The organism is Pseudomonas sp. SWRI154 (genome assembly GCF_014268645.1).
GTDB classification, from domain to species: domain Bacteria; phylum Pseudomonadota; class Gammaproteobacteria; order Pseudomonadales; family Pseudomonadaceae; genus Aquipseudomonas; species Aquipseudomonas marvdashtae.
Window position 1 is genome coordinate 228,522 of record NZ_JABWQW010000004.1, and the last position, 20,506, is coordinate 249,027.

Here is a 20,506-nt window from a genome sequence, read left to right on the forward strand (position 1 = left end):
ACCCAAGAATAGGCCGGGCCGGGCAGGGCGGCGAATCGCGGTTGACTATCGCAATGATAGGCGGCTATAGCGTATTTATGTCGACAACTGCCTTTGTGGCTGTGTCGACTGCTTTTGTGGCGAGGGAGCTTGCTCCCGCTGGGCCGCGAAGCGGCCCCAAACGGCTAGCGCGGTGTATCAGGCGGATGAGGAGGGCTTCAGAGGGGCTGCTGCGCAGCCCAGCGGGAGCAAGCTCCCTCGCCACAAAGGCAGAATGTCTAAAGCTTCAACTGCCCGATCGCCCTGTTCAACGCCCCCGCCAGCGTCGCCAGTTCATGGCTGGTGGTGGCTGAGTCCACGGTCTGGCGCACGGTGTTTTCGGTCACGTCGCGAATACTCACCACCACTCGGTTCATTTCTTCGGCGACATGGCTTTGCTGCTCGGCTGCGACGGCAATCTGAGTGTTGCTCTCGCGCATCTGCGCCACTGCTTCAGTTATCTGCGCCAACGCGTCGCCAGCCTCGCACGCCTGTTGCACGCAATCGTCGGCCTTGAGCGAACTCTCCTGCATGAAATCCACCGCGTCGCGGGTACCTGCCTGCAACGCCGACACCATCGTGGTGATTTCATCGGTCGAGGCTTGGACCCGCTTGGCCAGGTTGCGGACCTCATCGGCCACCACGGCAAAACCCCGGCCCATCTCCCCGGCCCGCGCCGCTTCGATGGCGGCATTGAGGGCCAGCAGGTTGGTTTGCTCGGCGATGCTGTGGATCACGCTGACCACACTGTTGATCTTCTGGCTGTCTTCGGCCAGCCGTTGGATCATCTCGGCGGTCTGCTGCACGCCGGTGGACAATCCGGTAATCGACTGCTGTACGCGGCTGACGACTTCGCGACCATTGCCGGCCAGCTTGTCGGTGGTTTTCGACAGGTCGCGGGTGGCGCCGGCGTGCTGGGCGATGTGATAAACCGTGGCGGACATCTCGTTGATCGCGGTGGCGGCCTGGTCGGTCTCGCTCTGCTGGCCGAGCATGCCCTGGCGCACTTCGTTCATGCTCGACGCCAGGCGCCCCGCGCCGCTGTCCAGTTGCCGAGCGCTGCTGGCAACGGTGTCGACCACGCGCTGATAACCTGCCTGCATGGCGTTGAACGCGGCGGCCATCTGGCCCACTTCGTCCCGGCCGACCAAAGGCACGCGGGCGGCCAGGTCGCCGCTCTTTTCCACATGCAGCATCACGTCTTTCAAGGTGTTGAGCTGACTGAGCAGAAAGCGGATGAGTAATTGCGACGCACCGAGCATCGCCAGCATCAGCACAAACACCGCCACTGCATATTGACTGAAGCGTTCGCCGAACACCTGGCCCAGGCTCACGCCTCGGACCTGCTGTTCAAGGTGCATGGCATAGAGCACTAACAGCAACGTTGTGACAAAGGCGACCGCATTGACCGCCCAGAATTTATACTTCAGCGAGATATTGCTAAGCCAGGCACCCATGGAAGGTCTTCTCTGATAGCGGAAACAGCATTGGCAAGGTGCCAGTATTGTGCAGCTATCCAGGTGCCGAGGTTTTGATGTGGGTCAACGGACAAGGGATTCGGTTTATTCGCTAAGGGCTGGCAAGCGGAAAAACGCCCGGGCGCATGCTGTGCTGTGGGCCGCCAGGTCTTCCTGGGTTTCTCCCCGGTGCAGGGCCACTTCACGCAGGACTTCCGTCAGGTAGGCTGGCTCATTGCGACCGTTCTTGGGTTTGGGCCGCAGCGTGCGCGGCAGCAGGTAGGGGGCGTCGCTTTCGAGCATGAGCCGGCCTCGGCGGATTTCTCGCACCAATGGGTGCAGGTGCGTGCCTCGGCGTTCGTCACAGATCCAGCCGGTGATACCGATATGCAAGTCCAGATCGAGATAGCTGAACAGCGCTTTCTTCTCACCGGTAAAGCAATGCACCACGGCGGCAGGCAACTGGTCGCGAAAGTCCCGGAGTATCTCCAGCAAGCGTTGGTCGGCGTCGCGCTCGTGGAGAAAGACCGGCAATTGCAACTCCACCGCGAGGGCGAGGTGTTCTTCCAGGACTTTTTCCTGCTGCGGACGCGGGGAGAAATCGCGATTGAAATCCAACCCGCATTCACCCACTGCGCGGACACGATTTTGCTTGAGCAGATCTTTCAAATGCCTGGCACTGTCAGCCGTCCAATCGCTTGCGCTGTGGGGATGAATGCCGGCCGTGGAAAATAGCCGATCGCCTTCCGCGTCAAACTGCTGGCAGAGTTCAAGGGCCTGTTCGCTGCCCTCGATGCTGGTGCCGGTCAATACCAGTTGGCAGACCCCGGCTTCATAGGCGCGCTCGAGCACCGCCTGGTGTTTGTCGGCGAAACTGGGGTTGGTCAGGTTGACGCCGATATCGATGAGTTGCATGGTGCTACCTCGGCCCAAAGGCCGCCCAGCATATCAGAGCTGTAGATTTATAAGAAAAGCCAAGAACTACAAGGAGTTGCGGCTGTCTGTTGAGGCCACGAGACAGGTCGGGGTGGTGTCGCTGCCATCGTTGTGCCAGTCTTTCGCACTTTTCAGCGCCCCAGGTGCTCTGTTTTGTCCGGTCCAGCCTCGGTTTTCCACAGGGTGGCTCGGCAATACCCATTCGGAGAGTGGATGACACGTCCCCAGGTGTTGCTTTTGCTGTGTGGTTCGTTGCTGTTGCCGATGCCGGCCGAGGCGCGGCTGCCCGGTCCGGTGCAGGTAGTGGCGCCGGGCGCGGTGCGCGACCTGGCGCAAATCCGCAGCAGCCGGGTCTTGAAAGTATTGGTCAACCAGAGCCGCAACAGTTCCGGTGAAGTCCAGGGCCAACCCATCGGCGTCGAATATCATCGGTTGCGGGCTTTCGAACAATACCTCAACGGGCACGCCCGGGATGGCCAGGAAATCACCCTCAAGATCATTCCCAAGGCCAAGGATCAACTGCTTGGCGCCTTACAGCGTGGGGAAGGGGACCTGGTGGCGCCAGGCGAGTTGCTTGAGCCGCAACCTGGCCATGCGGTGAGCGCCAGTGATCCGATCCGCACCGATGTGCCCTTGCTGTTGGTGGGCATCAAGGGCGAGAAGCGCTACACGCGCGTGGAACAACTGTCCGGCAAGACATTGGCCTTGCCCAACGGCAGCGCGGCGGGCGACGCCGTCAGCCAGATCAACCAGAAGCTGGCGCTGCTCAAGCTGCAGCCCGTCAGGATCGAATGGGTCGATCCGACCCTGGCGGTCGAGGATGTGTTGGAGATGGTCCAGGGCGGGATTTTCCACCTGACCATCGTCGAGCAGCCCATCGCCGAACGCTGGGGCAAGATTCTTCCCAAGCTGCGTTTCGATCGGCAATTGCTGATTGGCGAGCCAAGCGACGAGTATTGGTTCGTACACCGCGACGCCGCGATGCTGCGGGCGAGTATCGATCGATTTCTCGCCGGCTATAAGGCCCCGTCCAACCCGGATGCCGCGTTCCTGCGTATATACCGCCGCTTGTATCAAGTTCACTATCCTTTGGCCCGGGCCAATCGCCAGCGCCTGGAGAAACTCCGCCCGGTGCTGCAAAAGCATGCCCAGGCCCAAGGCATGGACTGGCTCAACCTGGCGGCGCTGGCGTTCAAGGAGTCGGCCCTGCAACCCAACGCGCGCAGTGGCAGTGGCCCGACGGGCCTGATGCAGATCACGCCGTCCGCGGCCCAGCGGGTCGGGGTCAACGACATCCAGAACCTCGACGCCAATGTGCAGGCCGGCGCCAAGTACCTGGCGATGATCCGCCGCAAGTTTTTCGCCAGCCCCAAGCTCAACGAGCGCGAACGCATGGCGTTTGTCCTGGCTGCCTACAACATGGGGCCCGAGCGGGTCCAGGGTATGCGCGCCGAGGCCCGGCGGCGGGGCTTGAACCCCAACCAGTGGTTTTTCCAGGTCGAGCGCATCGCCATGGAGCAGGTGGGAATGGGCGCGGTCAGCTACGTTAATAGCGTGAACAAGTACTATCTGGCCTTTGACCGCGAGCGGGAATCGCTGGAGCCCCAGGGCCAAGCGGTGGTCGTGCGGAAGTAATCAAATAAATCGATTGTTATGGCGGAATATTTGCGCTTTTTGCATTGGATTATTTGATTAATATGGCGTCCAACCAAACCTTACCAAGGAATGCACCATGAGCACGTTCGTCAACAAAGTTCTCTTCTCCCGCGCTGGCTACGGCCTGACGGTCCTGCGCATCGTTGTCGGAATCATTTTTGCCGCCCACGGCTCGCAGAAACTGTTCGGCCTGTTTGGTGGTTATGGCTTGGCGGGTACGGCACAGTGGATGGAAAGCATCGGCCTGACGCCGGGATATCTGATGGCGACACTGGCCGGCGGCACCGAATTCTTTGCCGGACTTGCACTGATCATCGGCCTGCTGACGCGTCCAGCGGCGCTGGGGCTGGCGATTCTGTCGCTGGTGGCGATTTTCTCCGTGCACATCGGCAATGGTTTGTTCATGGCCAACAACGGTTATGAGTTTGCCTTGGCTTTGCTGGCCGGCAGCATCGCGGTGTTGATCGAGGGGGCGGGCAAGCTGTCCGTGGATAACGCCATCGCCCACTGATTACCTGCTTGAACCATCGAAGGCCCGTCTTGTACGGCAATGCTGTTCACTTAAGGCAATCGACAAACCCGTGGCGAGGGAGCTTGCTCCCGCCGGGCCGCGAAGCGGCCCTAAAACCTGCCAAATGCGGAACATCAGACACACCGCATCCGCCGGTTTACGACTGCTTCGCAGCCGAGCGGGAGCAAGCTCCCTCGCCACGGGTCGTCATTTTTCTTAAATGAACCGCATTGCGTCTTGTACGGGCCTTTTTTATGGAGGCCGATTCTTGACACTGGCCAGTCAGCTTCTCTAGGATGCCGCTCATGCGCCGATTTAAACAGCTACTTGCGGGGCGCCAGGTGACTCATTCCAGTTGCCGTCAGAAGCCGGTAATCCAGGCTTCGAAATACCGCTAAAGCGCTGGTTCGGTGTTGCCTCTCACCTGCCATGCAGACTTTTGAGGCAGAGACACGACACAATGAACGCACCCAGCCCCCTCGTACGTCTTGCGCCAATCACGGCGAACCTTGTCCAACGCAATCCGAAAATTCTCCTGGGCGGTAGCCATCAGCCGACGCTGTTGCGGTATCTGGACGGCTGGCCACGACGCAGCCATGGGCCTGCAGCCTTCCTGATCCAGTTCGTCGAAGACGGTGAGTCGCTGGCACGTTTTGCCAATGACAGCTTCGACCTGGCCGTCATCCAGTCGCCGAAAAAGGCGGATGCTCCCGAAATGATCCGGCAACTGACTCGTGTGGCTCGGCAGGGGTTGATAACTCGCCGTTAATGCGTGTCAGCCTTTCATCAAGGCTCGAAACTGGTTGGCGAGCATGCAATTCAATACGATATTGCTTCGCGTCGACCAGTCGGTATTGATGATATGGAAGCGCTGGATGTAGCTGTTGCTATCTTCAGATCTGAACCAGAGGTCCACTTTGTCACTGAAATCGTCGGGGACGTAAAACCCGGTGTATTTGGCGCATTGGATGGAGCGAAGAGCGTAAGGTCTTTTGGGGCGGGAACTGGCTTCGTCCATGAAGGCTTTCAATGCCGAAGTACTTACATAGTTTTCGCCGATCCATTGCTGTTCGACGCCGGGCCAGTAACCATCCCCGGATTGTCTGTTATATGAAATGACCACGTTTTTTCCTGGCAGATGCTGCCTCAGCTCGGCGAGTGTCAGATGCCTTTGGGAATAGGGGATCAAGCGGTGCCCGATCATTTGATTGATTAACGTGTGGAGTTCTTCATGTGATGCATCGGTAAAGTTCTTGAATTGATGGAAGTTTAAAATTATTACTTCATTCTCTCGTTCGGGGAGCGTGTAAAACTCATTGAGCACGGCAAGGACATCGCCGGCCACGGTACGCCCCGAAGAGGTGAAGTGGTATAGCTGAAAACGACGTGGATGACGGCTGGGTTGATCTGGGAATAGCTCTACACGCAAATCGAGAACCCGGAACCCCCGATGGATTTGGTCGCGAATGGGAACGTCCTGGGTGATTTCATTGGGCAACATCATTTTCGGTGCTTCTTTGTCAGAACCTGAGTCATGCGTGCCGGGTAATATCAATTCATCGATGCGAAGTTTATAGATGCCTGGAGTGTTATTCATCCAGCGGTCGCTGAAGTTTGCGTTCATATTGTTATTCGTCCTTGAATAGATGTGGCTAATAAGAAAGTGCGTTTTTGGCGCGCTTCTAATTTCCAATATGAATGGCTTGATGTCAACGTTGCAAAGTTGCTTTCCTGTGTTGCAATATTTCGATGTTGCGGTGGCTTATCTATATTCGATTTGAGTTATATATAAAAACTGTTCGCCGACGGGAGTTTGGACTTTGACTTCTGCATCCAGTGCCTTGCCGATCAACGCTCGTGCCAACGGTGAGTCGATACTGATCAAGTGCAGCTTCAAGTCCAGCTCGTCAGGCCCGACGATGCGATAGCGCGATTGTTTGCCTTCCACATCTTCCACAGTGACCCAGGCGCCGAAGTACACCTTGTTTGGATCGCTGGGCTTTTCACTAACCACCTTGAGCGCTTCGAGGCGCTTGGTGAGGAAGCGCACGCGACTGTCGATTTCCCGAAGCATTTTCTTGCCGTAGGTGTATTCGGCATTTTCCGAACGATCACCTTGGGCCGCCGCTTCACTGACCGACTGGGTCACCTGGGGGCGGCGTACATGCCAAAGCTCATGCAGTTCAGCGCGCATCCGCGCTTCCCCTTCGGGGGTAATCAGCGCGGTGCCGGCGGTGCGGGGAGGACGATAGCGGCTCATGGCAACTTCTTGTCAGGGCAAACCGCCAGTCTATCAACCCTCGCGCAACACTGTCAGGGGGCTGGCGTTGAGCGCTCGGCGGGTCCCGAACACGCCTGCCGCACCAATCAGCAATGCCCCTACCAGTGGCAGTATCAACAGCCACGGATGCGGATGCCAGGGCAGATCGAAGGCATACCGGTAAAGCACGAGGCTCACCAGTTCCGACCCCAATGCCGCGAGCAAACCGCTGACCGCCCCGAGCAGGCCGAATTCGATGCGCCGGGCCTTGATCAGCAACTTCCGCTCGGCACCCAGGGCACGTAGCAGCGCGCCTTGGCGAATCCTCTCGTCGAGAGTGGCCTGCAAGCCCGAAAACAGCACGGCCATTCCCGCCGCCAGTACGAACAGCAATACATATTCCACCGCCAGCGTTACCTGGGCGAGGATGCTGCGCAGTTGTTCGAGCAGGGCTTCGACTTGCAGGATTGTCACGGCCGGGAAGGCCCGGGACAGGTCGACGATCTGCTGGTCGTGGCCGGCTGCCAGATAGAAACTGGTGAGGTAAGTGGCGGGTAGGTCCTTCAACGTTCCGGGCTGGAAAATCATGAAGAAGTTGGGCTGGAAGTTGTCCCAGTTGATCTCCCGCAGGCTGGTGACCTTCGCTTCCCGATTCAGCCCACCGACACTGAACACCAGGCGGTCGCCCAACTTGATCTTGAGATTGTCGGCGACCTTGCCTTCCACCGAGACCCCTGGGATATCGTCCGGCGGTTGCTGCTGCCACCAGCTCCCAGCCGTGACGACATTGCCCGCCGGCAGGTCCGCCGCCCAGGTCAGGCTCAGGTCACGCTGCAATGCGCGGTCGCCGGCCGAGTCCTTGGTGACGAACTCCTTGGCCGGCTCGCCATTGATGCTGATAAGCCGTCCCGGTACCACGGGGTACAGTGGAGCCGACTGCGCCGACAATTCCATCAGCTTGTCGCTGAACGCCTGCTTGTCGTTGGGCAGGATGTTCAAGGCGAAGTAATTCGGGGCGTTTTTTGGCAGTTGGTTCTGCCAGGTATCCAGTAACTCTCCGCGCAGCAGCGCGATCAGTGCCATCGACAACAGGATCAGGCCGAACGCCAGGGCCTGGCCAGCTGCCGCCAAGGGATGACGCAGCAACTGGCCCAATCCCAGCCGCCAGGGCAACGAGGCGCGAGCCAACATCCGACGCAGGCTTTGCAGCAGCAATAGCAGCAGCCCACCAAGCGCCAGCGCCGCAATCACGCCGCCGCCAAGCAGGGCGAACGTCAGCACCAGGTCCAGGCTCAAGCGCCACATGATCAACCCGAGCGCACCCAATGCGGCACCGTAGACGACCCAGGTACTCGAGGGGATCGGCAGCATGTCCCGGCGCAGCACCCGCAGCGGCGGTACCCGACCCAGTGCGGCCAGCGGCGGCAAGGCGAACCCCGCCAATGCCACCAGCCCGGTGCCGATCCCGGCGATTGCCGGCAACAAGCCGCCCGGCGGCACGGTGGTGGGCAACAGGTCATGCAGCAAGGCGAACAGCCCCAGCTGCGCGATCCAGCCGAGCAGCGCGCCGCTGATACTGGCTAGCAGGCCCAGCACGGTCAGTTGCAGGCTGAACAGCACCATGGTTTCGCGGCGGGACAGGCCAAGGCAGCGCAGCAGCGCGCTGGCGTCGAAGCGTCGCGTGGCGAAACGGTTGGCGGAGAGGGCGACGGCCACGCCGGACAGCAACACGGCAACCAGGCTGGCCATGTTCAGGTAGCGCTCGGCCTTGCCCAAGGCGCCGCCGATCTGGCGGTTGCCGTCGCGAGCATCTTGCAGGCGCTGGTTGGGCTCAAGGCCTGGCTTGATCAGGTCGCGATAGGTTTGCAGTGCCGGCGCCGGGCCTCGCCACAGGTCGCGATAGCTGACGCGGCTGCCGGGTTGCACCACGCCCGTGGCATCCAGATCCTTGAGGTTGATCAGCACGCGGGGGGTCAGGCTGTAGAAGTTGCCGGCGCGATCCGGTTCGTAAGTCAGCACCCGGCTCAGGCGAAGCGTCTGGTTGCCGACATCGATGCTGTCACCGATCTTCAGCTCCAACGCCGTCAGCAGGCGAGCTTCGACCCAGGCCTCGCCGGGAGCGGGGCGCCCGCCGATTTCTTCCTGGCCGAAAGGCGCCGGGGCGCTTTTCAGCTCACCACGCAACGGATAGATGTCATCGGCCGCCTTGACGCTGGACAGCTGGATACCGTTGTCGGTGGCGACAACGCTGGAAAACTCCACCACGCGGGCGTGTTCCAGGCCCAGGTCGATGCCGCTGCGGATCTGTTCCGGGCGGGCAGGGGAACTGCCTTCGAGCAGCAGGTCGGCGCCGAGGAATTCAGTGGCGCGCATCATCATCGCGCCGTTTAGACGGGCGCCGAAGTAGCCGATGGCGGTGCTGGCCGCGACCGCCACCAACAGGGCGAAGAACAGCACGCGCAGCTCGCCGGCGCGAGCATCGCGCAGCAACTGGCGGACGGCAAGACTGAACAGGCGCAACAGGGGCAAGCGTGCCATCAAGGCTCCAGGGGCGCGACCATCTGGCCGGCTTCAAGTCGGATCAGGCGCCGGCAGCGATGGGCCAGGCGTTCGTCGTGGGTCACCAGAACCAGCGTCGTGCCGCGTTCCTTGTTCAGCTCGAACAGAAGGTCGCTGATGCGTTCACCGGTGTGGCTGTCGAGGTTGCCGGTCGGCTCGTCGGCAAACAGCACGTCGGGTTCGGCGGCGAAGGCGCGGGCGATCGCGACGCGCTGTTGTTCGCCGCCGGAGAGCTGGCGTGGCGAGTGGGTCAGCCGCTGGCCGAGGCCGACGCGTTGCAACAGTTGCGTGGCGCGTTCCCGGGCGTCCTTGCGGCCGTCCAGCTCCAGCGGGAGCATGACGTTTTCCAGTGCATTGAGACTGTCGAGCAACTGGAACGACTGAAAGACAAACCCGACATGTTCAGCGCGGACCCGGGCTCGCTGGTCCTCGTCCAATGCGCCGAGGGCCTGGCCGGCAAGTATCACTTCACCGCTGCTGGGCAGGTCGAGGCCGGCCAGCAGGCCAAGGAGCGTGGATTTGCCGGAGCCGGACGCGCCGACGATGGCCAGGCTGTCGCCCTGGTTCAGTTCCAGGCTGAGTTCGTGCAGGATGGTCAGTTCACCTTCCGCGCTGGGTACCACTTTGCTAAGGTCCGTCGCGGTGAGAATGCTTGAGCCCATGGAGAATCCGATGCGTGTGTGGTTTTTGAGTGCCGGCCTGGCCTTGATGTGCATGGTCCAGAACGCAGCGGCGGGTACTGTCCTGATCGTTGGCGATAGTATCAGCGCGGCTTTCGGCCTGGATACCCGCCAAGGCTGGGTGTCGTTGCTTGACCAACGGCTCAAGGCCGAGGGTTTCGACGATAAAGTGGTCAATGCGTCGATCAGTGGCGACACCAGCGCAGGAGGCCTCGCGCGCCTGCCGACGCTGCTTGCAGCCCATAAGCCGGATCTGGTGATCCTGGAACTGGGGGGCAACGATGGCCTGCGCGGACAGCCGCCAACACAATTGCAACAAAACCTTGCAGCAATGATCGACAGCTCCCGTGCCAGCGGTGCCAAGGTGCTTTTGCTGGGCATGCAGTTGCCCCCCAATTATGGGCGGCGCTACACCGAAGCCTTCGCCCGGGTCTACAGCACCTTGGCCGAAGAGAAGAACGTGCCGCTGGTGCCGTTTTTTCTCAAGGACGTCGGGGGTATACCCGGGATGATGCAGGGGGACGGATTGCACCCGTCCGTCGCGGCCCAGGGCAAGTTGCTGGAAAATGTCTGGCCGGCGCTGAAACCGCTGCTTTGACGCTTTTCTACAGGCGGTGTTTCGGCTAATGTGGCGCCCCCGATTTGGAGCCCCCGATGCCGCGTCCCGCCTGGTCCCTGTTTGCCTACCAACTGATCGAGCCTGACGAGCAGTTGGACCTGTTCGCCTGCCAGGAAGTGCGGGTTCATCTGGTGACCCGGCAGTTGGAACTCGGCGGCTCGGCCGACCGGACCCTTTGCGGCAGCCTTTTGCCGGCCCAGCCACGCTGGTCGGCGGTCGATCGCAAGATATTCCAGGACCATCGCCTGTGTTCGTTGTGCCGGGCGATCCTCGAATCACAGAAGCGTGGCACTTCGCCGATCTGGCCGGAGCTGCGGTTCGAGTTGTAAGCCCCCTCGCTTCCCCAGGATCTGATTTCACTTCCCGGACCTGCTGCGCATCGGACGCCTAAGCGCCGCTCTCCCCGAAATAACGGGCGGCAGTGTACAATCGCCGCTTCACACCCTCTGTTCGATCTGCGAAGGATTTCCCGGATGTTGCCGCGCTTGCCTGCCGTCGCCCGCTGCCTGTCTCTTGCCGCCCTGTGTATGGCTGGGCCCGTTGCCGCATTGGAGTTGCCCCTGCCACCGCCGGGTGAAGACATTGTCGGCCAGGTGCAAGTCATCAAGGCCAAGTACGAAGACACCTTCGCGGACCTGGGCACCACCTACGACCTGGGCTACACCGAGATGGTCGCCGCCAACCCTGGGGTCGATCCGTGGTTGCCGGGCGCTGGCACTGAAATTGTCTTGCCGACCCGTTTCATCCTGCCGCCGGGCCCGCGTGAAGGTATCGTGATCAACCTCGCCGAATACCGCCTCTACTATTTCCCCAAGGGGCGGAACGTCGTTTACACCTTCCCGTTGGGGATCGGTCGTGAAGGTTGGGGCTCGCCTATTGCCCACACCAGCATCATCGCCAAGACGCCGAACCCGACCTGGACTCCTCCAGCGTCGATCAAGGCCGAGCATGCCGCCGATGGCGACCCGTTGCCCAATGTCGTGCCGGCCGGTCCCGATAATCCACTGGGCCCGTTCAAGTTCACCCTGGGGACGCCGGGCTACCTGATCCACGGTTCAAACAAGAAGTTCGGCATTGGCATGCGCACCAGCCACGGCTGCTTCCGGATGTTCAATAACAACGTGCTGGAAATGGCCGGCATGGTGCCGGTGGGTACGTCGGTGCGAATCATCAACGACCCGTACAAGTTGGGCATGAGCGGCGGCAAGGTGTATCTGGAAGCGCATACCCCGCTGGACGACAAGGGCAATCCGTCCGTGGTGGACAAGCACACGGCGGTCATCAATGCGATGCTCAAGCGTGAAGACATTACCAGCAACCAGCGCATGAACTGGGACGTGGTGCGTGACGTAGTGGCTGCCGAAGACGGCTTGCCGGTGGAGGTCGCTGTTCCGAACACTTCGGCCCCGATGGTCTCCAGCGCGCCGATCGACCTCACGCAATAGCCTGTGCGAAAGCAACCCGCCGACGCCTCGCGAGGTCGGCGGGTTTGTTATCGCCTGTAAAACGCCCGGCAATAAAAAAGCCGACCCAGTGATGGGTCGGCTCGATAACAATCCCGAAGGACTATTACTTGCGGCTAGCTTTTTCCAGCATGCGCAGAGCACGCTCGTTAGCTTCGTCAGCAGTCTGTTGTGCTTTTTGAGCAGCAGCCAGAGCTTCATCAGCTTTACGGTACGCTTCGTCTGCACGAGCTTGGGAGCGAGCTGCTGCGTCTTCGGTAGCAGTCAGACGTGCTTCGGTTTCTTTCGATGCGCTGCTGCAACCGGTAGCCAGAACTGCGGCCAGGGCCAGAGCAGAGAATTTCAGAACGTTGTTCATCGTGTTCCCCTTCAAGGACTTTCTATTTAGTGACTGTCTCCCCAGAGTGAGGAGTTAGCCGGCGTACATACTACTCATTACTTGTAGTAAGTAAACTGACGTAGCGCAAGAAGCAAAAAAATTGTAGGCGGTGATTCTTTTTCAGGCAACTTTTCTGAGTGCTGTTTAAAAAACACACAGCCGCAACCGCCAGAATGGAGCGTGTGGTTGAAGAAAAGTTCCGTTGACGCGCTAACTCACCCGAGCACACTAAAGTCGCTGCTTATTGATTCTCCTCGACTTTTGCTCATTTTTTGTGCAGCCCTCCCGGTATCTTTTATTGCTGCAGACGGTGACTTTAACAACCGGCGCTCGTCTCAAGACTCAACAACTGGCGATGTTCAGCTATTGCGCCTTGACCGACTACCGCGTGAAAGTGACGCTCAATCGATAAACCCGTCGGGGGTTTATCCCTTCAGTGACAGGCGTGCCTTGAGCATTTGCGTCATTGGTGCCTACTATTCACGACGTGCTCGGGTTTGAGCGATTGGTTTTTTTGCGCTCGGTGACCAGACAGGCACGGGGTGGCGTAGATGTTCCTTCGCCGGAAAAACATCGGTAAGGTAGGGGTCAGCATTCAGACCCGCGAGGAGTAGTGATGAGCGAGGCGGTTTCCATCCACCATGACCAGGCTGGTCATCAGTTCGAGACCATTGTGGACGGTCATCGTGCCTATCTGACCTACATGGACCTGGGCAAGCAGACCCTGGACATCTATCGCACGTTCGTGCCCAACGCCCTGCGTGGCAGGGGGATTGCTGCGAAGTTGACCGAAGAGGCGCTGAAGTACGCCGAGGAAATGGGCTACACGGTGATTCCGTCCTGCTCCTATGTGGAGCGTTACATGGAGCGTCACCAGCGGCACGCGGCGAAGCTCTGAAACTTATGGATCGCCCAAAAAAAACGCCGGACTGAAAAGCCCGGCGTTTTTTTATGCGTGCAATTCGCCGATCAGTTGCGCTGACGCTTTGGGAGCACGTCCTTGAGCTTGGCGTGCATGCCGCGCAAGGTCTTCTCGGTGGCGCTCCAGTCGATGCAGGCATCGGTGATGGAGACGCCGTACTGCAAATCGGCGAGGTCTTTCGGGATTGCCTGGCAGCCCCAGTTCAGATGACTTTCGACCATCAGGCCGATGATCGACTGGTTGCCCTCCAGGATCTGGTTGGCGACGTTCTCCATCACCAGCGGTTGCAGCGCCGGATCCTTGTTGGAGTTGGCGTGGCTGCAATCGACCATGATGTTCGGCTTGATCTTCGCCTTGTTCAGGGCCTGTTCGCACAACGCGACGCTGACCGAATCATAGTTCGGCTTGCCGTTGCCGCCGCGCAGCACCACGTGGCCGTAGGCGTTGCCCTTGGTCGTCACGATCGACACGCCGCCTTCCTGGTTGATACCCAGGAAGCGATGCGGGCTGGAAACCGACTGCAAGGCGTTGATCGCCACGGTGAGGCCGCCGTCGGTGCCGTTCTTGAAGCCCACGGCCGACGACAGGCCAGAGGCCATTTCGCGGTGGGTCTGGGATTCGGTGGTGCGCGCGCCAATGGCGGACCAACTGATCAGGTCCTGCAAATATTGCGGCGAGATCGGGTCGAGGGCCTCGGTCGCGGTGGGCAGGCCCATTTCCGCCAGGTCCAGCAGCAACTGGCGACCAATGTGCAGGCCGTCCTGGATCTTGAAGGAGTCGTCCAGGTACGGGTCGTTGATCAGGCCTTTCCAGCCGACGGTAGTCCGAGGCTTCTCGAAATACACGCGCATCACCAGGTACAGGGTGTCGGAAACTTCCGCCGCGAGCACTTTCAGGCGCTTGGCGTATTCGTGGGCAGCCTTGATGTCATGGATCGAGCAGGGCCCGATGACGACGAACAGGCGGTGGTCGGTGCCGTCGAGAATGTTGCGGATGACTTCCCGGCCCTTGGTCACGGTGCGCAGGGCAGCGTCGCTCAGGGGGATATCGCGCTTGAGCTGGTCAGGCGTGATGAGGGTCTCGTTGGAGGCGACGTTAAGGTCATTGATCGGTAAATCAGCCATCGTGTTACTCGTCAGGTCACGGGTGCCGGCCGCCAGCGATTCCCCGCGCGGCGGTGCACAGCGGATTTAAGCGCGTCGGGGAGCCGAACCTTAGCGCGTTAGGAGGGGGCTCGACAATGGGCAGGGGCCGGTTTAATTGCGGCAAGCAAGCTCCCTGGCCACGGGCGGCAGGTCTTGTGTAATGATGCGCAAGGATTGTTCAACGGGGGAGTTGCATGATGCAGGCAGGCGCTACAACCAGGATCGGCATGATCGGCACCGGGGCGATCGGCGGGTTCTATGGCGTCATGCTGGCGCGGGCCGGCTACGACGTGCACTTTCTATTGCGCAGCGAATTTGCCGCCGTGGCCGAACGCGGCTTGCGGGTCGCCAGTGACGTCCATGGTGCGCTGACCCTCGATCCTGTCCAAGCGTATCGCTCGGCAGCCGATATGCCGCCTTGCGACTGGTTGCTGGTCGGTGCCAAGACCACCAGCAATGCCGACCTGGCCCCGGCCATCATCCAGGCTGCCGCTGCTGGCGCAAAAGTCCTGTTGTTGCAGAACGGCCTCGATGTCGAGGACGAACTGCGACCGCTATTGCCCGATTCGCTGCATTTGTTGGGCGGCCTGTGCCTGGTCTGCGTGCATCGCGTCGGCCCCGGTGTCGTCGCCCATCAGGCCCTCGGCGCGGTCAACATCGGTTACCACAGCGGTCCCGGCCGGGATCAGGCCGAACGCATGGCGATTGTCGAAGAGGGCGCTGGGCTGTTCCGTACCGCCGGTATCGACTCCCAGGCCATGCCTGACCTGCAACAGGCCCGTTGGCAGAAGTTGGTGTGGAACGTACCGTACAACGGTCTTTCGGTGCTGCTGGGTGCCAGCACCACGCCGTTGATGGCCGACGACCACAGCCGCGGGCTGATCCAGGCGCTGATGGACGAGGTGGTACGCGGTGCGCGGGCCTGTGGTCATCAAATTGCGCCGGGTTACGCCGAATACCTGTTCACCATGACCGAGAAGATGCCCGACTATTGGCCGAGCATGTACCACGATTATTCCCACAAGCGACCGCTGGAGTTGGATGCGATCTATGGCCGGCCGTTGGCTTCGGCCAAGGCGGCAGGATGCGAACTGCCGAAAATCGAAGCCTTGTGTCAGGCGCTGGCGTTTTTGGATCGCCACAACCGCTGATGGCGAAAGAGGGAAACATGGCCAATAACATTGATGACAAGCTGGTGCTGGCAATTTCATCGCGGGCCTTGTTCGACCTGAGCGAAAGCCACAAGGTCTACCTGGCGAGTGGCGTCGAGGCCTATCGGCAATACCAGATCGAGCATGAAGACGAAGTCCTGGCACCTGGCGACGCTTTCGCCCTGGTGCAGAAATTGTTGAACCTCAACCAGCACCTCGGGCGTGCCCGGGTCGAAGTCATCCTGGTTTCGCGCAACAGCGCCGACACTGGCCTGCGTGTGTTCAATTCGATTCATCACTATGGCCTGGCGATTTCCCGCGCAGCATTCGTCGGCGGTCGCAGCCCTTACCCTTATCTGAAGGCGTTCGGCTGCGACCTGTTCCTGTCCACTCACGCCGAAGACGTGCGCAGCGCCCTCGAGGCCGGATTCGCGGCGGCGACCATCCTGTCGGGCGGTGCCAGCCGTGCCGCCAGCGAGGAACTGCGCATCGCCTTCGACGGCGATGCGGTGCTGTTCTCCGATGAGTCGGAACGCGTCTATCAGGCTGGCGGCCTGGAGGCATTCCAGGCCAATGAGCGGCAGGCTGCGCGCGAGCCGCTGCGAGGTGGACCGTTCAAGGGGTTCCTGGCGGCGCTCAATGCGTTGCAGCGCGAATTTCCCGAAGACGCCTGCCCGATTCGCACGGCGCTGGTTACCGCCCGTTCGGCACCGGCCCACGAACGGGTGATCCGCACCTTGCGTGAATGGGATATTCGTCTGGATGAGTCGCTGTTCCTCGGGGGGCTGACCAAATCCGCGTTCCTCGAAGCCTTTGCCGCCGACGTATTTTTCGACGACCAGACCGGTCACTGCGAACTGGCCCGGGAAGTGGTCGCCACTGGGCACGTGCCCCATGGCATCAGTAACGAAGTGAAGCTCTGAATGCCCGCTGTTCGGGCGTTACGTCGCACGTCGAACTCCTCGGGGCGCTGCTAAGCTGAATCAATCTCCGCCATCCTGGCATCCGAGGAGGTCACATGATTCGTTCGATGCTGTACGCCACAGACCTGGGCCTTTATGCCCCTTATGTGATGCAGCATGCCTTGGCGTTGGCACGGACGTTCGCAGCCGAGTTGTATGTGGTGCATGCAGTGGAACCGATGGGGCTGTTCGCCGAATCGGTGTTGCAGAGCTATCTGGACGAGCAGGCGTTGAACGAATTCCATCGTCAGGGTCTGAGTACGGTGATGGCCAATATCGAGCAGCAGGTGCTCGACAGTTTTCGTGAAGAACTGGGGGAGGGCCAGCAAGACTTGAAGCTGATCAAATCGGTCAGGGTGTTTCAGGGTGATCCTTCCCAGGTCATTCTCGAACAGGCGGCAAAACTCTCCGTCGATTTGCTCATCGTCGGCAGCCACTGTCAGGGGGCAAGCGGCGAAACCCCTTTGGGCAGGACCGCCGCACGGGTTTTGCAGTTATCCCGTGTGCCGGTGTACCTGGTGCCGCTGGTGCAGCGCCGGCGTCAGGGAGAAGCTTGAGGCTAAATGATGGCTTTTTATAAAAAGTTCTAGATTTCTTAATGCAACCATTCATATAGTTATATGCCGTCGCTGATGCCCGTCGCATCCAACTGCTTTGAGGGATACATATGAAGCTTCAACAATTGCGCTACATCTGGGAAGTGGCGCACCACGACCTCAACGTTTCCGCTACCGCCCAAAGCCTCTACACGTCGCAACCTGGCATCAGCAAACAGATCCGCCTGTTGGAAGACGAACTGGGCGTCGAAGTATTCGCTCGCAGCGGCAAACACCTGACTCGCGTGACCCCGGCCGGTGAGCGCATCATCACCACGGCTGGCGAGATCCTGCGCAAGGTCGAAAGCATCAAGCAGATCGCCCAGGAATTCTCCAACGAGAAAAAAGGCACCCTGTCGATCGCTACCACCCATACCCAGGCCCGTTATGCCCTGCCCCCGGTAATCAGCAATTTCATCAAGCAATACCCGGACGTGGCGCTGCACATGCACCAGGGTTCGCCGATGCAGATTGCCGAAATGGCCGCCGACGGCACCGTGGATTTCGCCATCGCGACCGAGGCCCTGGAGTTGTTCGGCGATCTGGTGATGATGCCGTGCTATCGCTGGAACCGTTGCGTGGTCGTGCCCCACGGCCATCCGTTGACCAAGCTGCCGAAGTTGACCCTCGAGGCCTTGGCCGAATACCCGATCGTGACGTATGTATTCGGCTTCACCGGTCGTTCCAAGCTCGACGAGGCCTTCAGCCATCGTGGCCTGACGCCAAAAGTGGTGTTCACCGCCGCCGACGCCGACGTGATCAAGACCTATGTGCGCCTCGGCCTGGGCGTCGGCATCGTGGCGAAAATGGCCGTCGACACCAAGCTCGATAGTGACCTGGTGGTATTGGATGCCAGCGAGTTGTTCGAATCCAGCGTGACCAAGATCGGTTTCCGCCGTGGCACGTTCCTGCGGGGGTTCATGTGCGACTTCATCGAGAAGTTCGCCCCGCACCTGACCCGTGAAGTCATGGCCAAGGCCATCCAGTGCCACAACAAGCAGGAACTTGAAGAGCTGTTCGACGGCGTCGAGCTGCCGGTGCATTGAGCAACGTCTAAATAGCCTCGGTGACAGCGAACTGTTGCCGGGCGCCCGCCACGACGATCTCCACTTCATCCCCTTCGAATTTGCCCAGCAGGCTGCGCCCCAGCGGCGAGCGAGGGGTGATGACGGTGATCGGTTGCCCCACCAGCGAGACCTTCAGTCCCGCCGCATCAGGTCCCAGGAACAGCCATTGCTGGCGACCCTCGTCATCCTCCAACCCGATCAATGTGCCGACCTCTATTCCGCGTTGTTCGTCGTACGGCCTTAGCGTCAGGTTCTGGCAGAGGCTGAGCGACTGGCGGATCTCCTCGACGCGCCTGGCTTGGCCGGCGGCAAGATAAGACGCTTCGAGGCCCAGGGTGTCATATTTGTTTTCGGCGATGTTCTCTTCGTGTGTCGCGGTTTCGTAGGCGGTTTGCGCGGCGCGCTCGGCAATGTCGAGGTCAATCTTTAGCTTGTCGAGAATCAGTTGGTGGACGGTTTTTTTGTTCATGATCATTCGCAAAATTGCAGGACATTGGTGCGGCTTTTTTCGCTCGGCGCGTTCTGGTCCTGTTGCAGCCAGAACTGGCATTTGGGATTGGACAGGTTGCGAGGGTTGCTTCGAACCTGGTCAAGCGCCTGGCGTTGCTCGTTCCTTTGCAGGTTCTGCTGGTACTGCTCGAACATCGGCGTAGGCGGCTCGGGTGCCGGCTGAACTGCCGGCGGTTGCGCCAGTTGCTGCACAGCGGCCGTCACCGGGGCGAGTTGCTCATCGAACAGAAACTTCGACAACAGCCATCCCGTCAACACGATGGCAAGGAAGCCCAGCCACAGGCCCAACGCGATACTGACGGTCAATTGCAAGGCGGTAAGGGGCGACGAGGAATGGTCGGGCATGTCTGCTTCCTGGCTGAACACGGGATAGGTGGCAATTGTCGCATGAAGATTAATCGCCGTCGGCTCTTCTGCATCGACGTTGCAATGCGGGACAATCGGGTTTTGCCACAGGGAGTCGGGAATGACCGTGCGTTGGGATATTTTTTGCACCGTCGTCGATAACTTTGGCGACATCGGCGTCACCTGGCGCCTGGCGCGGCAATTGGTGGCTGAGCACCATTGCGCGGTGCGCCTATGGGTCGATGACTTACGGGCCTTCGAGCGGCTGTGCCCGGCCATTGACACCACGCTTTGCGAGCAATGGCAGGAGGGCGTGCAAGTGCGCCATTGGCCCAAGGACTGGCTCGATACCGAGGCCGCCGAGGTGGTGATCGCCGCGTTCGCCTGCCAATTGCCCAGCGCCTATATGGATGCGATGGCCGAGCGCGAGGTAACGCCGCTGTGGATGAATCTCGATTATCTGAGCGCCGAGGACTGGGTCATCGGTTGTCATGGCCTGCCGTCGGTCAAGTACAAGCACGTGCAGAAATATTTCTTTTTTCCCGGCTTCCAGGCGGGCACCGGTGGCCTGCTGCGGGAGGAGGGCTTGCTGGGGCGTCGCCGACAATTTCAGCAGGACGACGTGGCACAGCGAATCTTCCTGCAAGGGTTGGGCGTTGACCGGGCTCCGGATACGCGCCTGATCTCGTTGTTTGCCTATGAAAATACGGGCCTGGCGAGTTGGTTCGACACGATGGCGGCCGGGCCCGAGGCGTTTCACGTGCTGGTCCCGGAAGGGCGGGTGCTGGCGGATGTCCGGCACTGGCTGGGTGACGAGGGCGTTGAGGTTGGTGCGGTGCATCGGCGCGGAGCCCTGACGATACAGGTTCTGCCGTTCATCCGGCAGGATCAGTACGATCAGTTGTTATGGTGTTGCGACTTCAACGCTGTGCGCGGCGAAGACTCTTTCGTGCGCGCCCAATGGGCCGCCCGGCCAATGCTCTGGCACATCTATCAGCAGGAAGAAGACGTCCATCTGGAAAAGCTCGAAGCGTTCCTGCGGTTATATACCGAGGGACTCTCCGGGCCTGCGGAAAAAGCGATCAGCGGTCTCTGGCGGGCATGGAATGCCGGCCAGGATATGACTGGACATTGGAAATCGGCGTGTGAACAACGCCAGGAACTGGCCGAACACGCCGAGGCGTGGTGTCTGGAACAGGCCTCGCGACCCGATCTTGCCACGGCGCTGGTGAAGTTTTACCGAAATTGGATATGATACGCGGCCTAGATT

22 protein-coding genes are annotated in these 20,506 nt (G+C 60.3%); 12 read left to right on the forward strand and 10 right to left on the reverse strand.

What is annotated here, in order from left to right:
• Window positions 1-257: 257 nt before the first annotated feature.
• Together HU806_RS06115 and HU806_RS06120 are read right to left on the reverse strand one after the other, a co-directional pair.
• Complete coding sequence (locus HU806_RS06115; protein WP_186610523.1) at window positions 258-1,475, reverse strand: methyl-accepting chemotaxis protein; 1,218 nt, start codon at window positions 1,473-1,475, stop codon at window positions 258-260.
• Window positions 1,476-1,580: 105 nt separating this feature from the next.
• Window positions 1,581-2,390 (reverse strand): TatD family hydrolase, encoded by an 810-nt coding sequence (locus HU806_RS06120; RefSeq protein ID WP_186610524.1) that lies wholly within the window; start codon window positions 2,388-2,390, stop codon window positions 1,581-1,583.
• Window positions 2,391-2,624: 234 nt separating this feature from the next.
• On the opposite strand from HU806_RS06120, the gene HU806_RS06125 reads away from it, so the two are divergent.
• The 3 genes from HU806_RS06125 (at window position 2,625) to HU806_RS06135 (ending at window position 5,347) form a co-directional block, all read left to right on the forward strand.
• Entirely contained in the window at window positions 2,625-4,046 is a 1,422-nt protein-coding gene (locus tag HU806_RS06125; RefSeq protein WP_186610525.1) for an MltF family protein, read from the forward strand.
• A gap of 97 nt (window positions 4,047-4,143) precedes the next feature.
• Window positions 4,144-4,578 carry a DoxX family protein gene (locus HU806_RS06130; protein WP_186610526.1) on the forward strand — a complete coding sequence of 145 codons (435 nt, stop codon included), beginning with the start codon at window positions 4,144-4,146 and terminating at the stop codon, window positions 4,576-4,578.
• A gap of 460 nt (window positions 4,579-5,038) precedes the next feature.
• Window positions 5,039-5,347: a class I SAM-dependent methyltransferase gene (locus HU806_RS06135; protein ID WP_186610527.1), complete on the forward strand. Its 309-nt coding sequence runs from the start codon at window positions 5,039-5,041 to the stop codon at window positions 5,345-5,347.
• A 6-nt stretch (window positions 5,348-5,353) separates the two neighbouring features.
• Here the strand turns inward: HU806_RS06135 and HU806_RS06140 are convergent, their stop codons facing one another.
• From HU806_RS06140 to HU806_RS06155, 4 genes are all read right to left on the reverse strand, one after another.
• Entirely contained in the window at window positions 5,354-6,202 is an 849-nt protein-coding gene (locus tag HU806_RS06140) for a PI-PLC domain-containing protein (protein ID WP_186610528.1), read from the reverse strand.
• Window positions 6,203-6,340: 138 nt separating this feature from the next.
• Entirely contained in the window at window positions 6,341-6,838 is a 498-nt protein-coding gene (gene greB, locus HU806_RS06145) for a transcription elongation factor GreB (protein WP_186610529.1), read from the reverse strand.
• Window positions 6,839-6,871: 33 nt separating this feature from the next.
• Window positions 6,872-9,376, reverse strand: coding sequence for an ABC transporter permease (locus HU806_RS06150; RefSeq protein ID WP_186610530.1), 2,505 nt, complete (start codon window positions 9,374-9,376; stop codon window positions 6,872-6,874).
• Complete coding sequence (locus HU806_RS06155) at window positions 9,376-10,059, reverse strand: ABC transporter ATP-binding protein (RefSeq protein WP_186610531.1); 684 nt, start codon at window positions 10,057-10,059, stop codon at window positions 9,376-9,378. The genes HU806_RS06150 and HU806_RS06155 overlap by 1 nt, the downstream gene beginning before the upstream one ends.
• Window positions 10,060-10,069: 10 nt before the next feature.
• Between HU806_RS06155 and HU806_RS06160 the strand changes: the two genes are divergently transcribed.
• From HU806_RS06160 to HU806_RS06170, 3 genes are all read left to right on the forward strand, one after another.
• Window positions 10,070-10,675 (forward strand): arylesterase, encoded by a 606-nt coding sequence (locus tag HU806_RS06160; protein ID WP_186610532.1) that lies wholly within the window; start codon window positions 10,070-10,072, stop codon window positions 10,673-10,675.
• A gap of 56 nt (window positions 10,676-10,731) precedes the next feature.
• The gene (locus HU806_RS06165; RefSeq protein ID WP_047226351.1) at window positions 10,732-11,025 is read left to right on the forward strand and encodes a hypothetical protein; all 294 of its coding nucleotides are present in this window, start codon (window positions 10,732-10,734) and stop codon (window positions 11,023-11,025) included.
• 144 nt (window positions 11,026-11,169) lie between these two features.
• A complete protein-coding gene (locus HU806_RS06170) occupies window positions 11,170-12,141 on the forward strand; it encodes a L,D-transpeptidase family protein (protein WP_186610533.1) in 972 nt (323 codons plus the stop codon).
• A 124-nt stretch (window positions 12,142-12,265) separates the two neighbouring features.
• Here the strand turns inward: HU806_RS06170 and oprI are convergent, their stop codons facing one another.
• Window positions 12,266-12,517, reverse strand: a complete 252-nt coding sequence (oprI, locus tag HU806_RS06175) for an outer membrane lipoprotein OprI (protein ID WP_003183784.1) — start codon at window positions 12,515-12,517, stop codon at window positions 12,266-12,268.
• A gap of 637 nt (window positions 12,518-13,154) precedes the next feature.
• Here oprI and HU806_RS06180 point away from each other — a divergent pair.
• Complete coding sequence (locus HU806_RS06180) at window positions 13,155-13,436, forward strand: GNAT family N-acetyltransferase (protein ID WP_186610534.1); 282 nt, start codon at window positions 13,155-13,157, stop codon at window positions 13,434-13,436.
• Window positions 13,437-13,507: 71 nt separating this feature from the next.
• Here the strand turns inward: HU806_RS06180 and HU806_RS06185 are convergent, their stop codons facing one another.
• Window positions 13,508-14,584 carry a 3-deoxy-7-phosphoheptulonate synthase gene (locus HU806_RS06185; RefSeq protein WP_186610535.1) on the reverse strand — a complete coding sequence of 359 codons (1,077 nt, stop codon included), beginning with the start codon at window positions 14,582-14,584 and terminating at the stop codon, window positions 13,508-13,510.
• A gap of 218 nt (window positions 14,585-14,802) precedes the next feature.
• Between HU806_RS06185 and HU806_RS06190 the strand changes: the two genes are divergently transcribed.
• The 4 genes from HU806_RS06190 to cysB all read left to right on the forward strand — a co-directional run bounded on the left by HU806_RS06190 (window position 14,803) and on the right by cysB (window position 18,360).
• On the forward strand, window positions 14,803-15,756 hold the full coding sequence (locus HU806_RS06190) for a putative 2-dehydropantoate 2-reductase (protein ID WP_186610560.1): 954 nt from the start codon (window positions 14,803-14,805) through the stop codon (window positions 15,754-15,756).
• Window positions 15,757-15,773: 17 nt separating this feature from the next.
• Window positions 15,774-16,679: a 5'-nucleotidase gene (locus HU806_RS06195; RefSeq protein ID WP_186610536.1), complete on the forward strand. Its 906-nt coding sequence runs from the start codon at window positions 15,774-15,776 to the stop codon at window positions 16,677-16,679.
• A 95-nt stretch (window positions 16,680-16,774) separates the two neighbouring features.
• Window positions 16,775-17,275: a universal stress protein gene (locus HU806_RS06200; RefSeq protein ID WP_186610537.1), complete on the forward strand. Its 501-nt coding sequence runs from the start codon at window positions 16,775-16,777 to the stop codon at window positions 17,273-17,275.
• Between the two features lie 110 nt (window positions 17,276-17,385).
• Window positions 17,386-18,360 carry an HTH-type transcriptional regulator CysB gene (gene cysB / locus HU806_RS06205; protein ID WP_092176949.1) on the forward strand — a complete coding sequence of 325 codons (975 nt, stop codon included), beginning with the start codon at window positions 17,386-17,388 and terminating at the stop codon, window positions 18,358-18,360.
• A 7-nt stretch (window positions 18,361-18,367) separates the two neighbouring features.
• Here cysB and HU806_RS06210 read toward each other — a convergent pair whose 3' ends face one another.
• The gene (locus tag HU806_RS06210; RefSeq protein ID WP_186610538.1) at window positions 18,368-18,850 is read right to left on the reverse strand and encodes a GreA/GreB family elongation factor; all 483 of its coding nucleotides are present in this window, start codon (window positions 18,848-18,850) and stop codon (window positions 18,368-18,370) included.
• A 2-nt stretch (window positions 18,851-18,852) separates the two neighbouring features.
• Complete coding sequence (locus HU806_RS06215) at window positions 18,853-19,236, reverse strand: hypothetical protein (protein ID WP_186610539.1); 384 nt, start codon at window positions 19,234-19,236, stop codon at window positions 18,853-18,855.
• A 121-nt stretch (window positions 19,237-19,357) separates the two neighbouring features.
• On the opposite strand from HU806_RS06215, the gene earP reads away from it, so the two are divergent.
• Complete coding sequence (gene earP / locus HU806_RS06220) at window positions 19,358-20,491, forward strand: elongation factor P maturation arginine rhamnosyltransferase EarP (RefSeq protein WP_186610540.1); 1,134 nt, start codon at window positions 19,358-19,360, stop codon at window positions 20,489-20,491.
• Window positions 20,492-20,506: the final 15 nt, after the last annotated feature.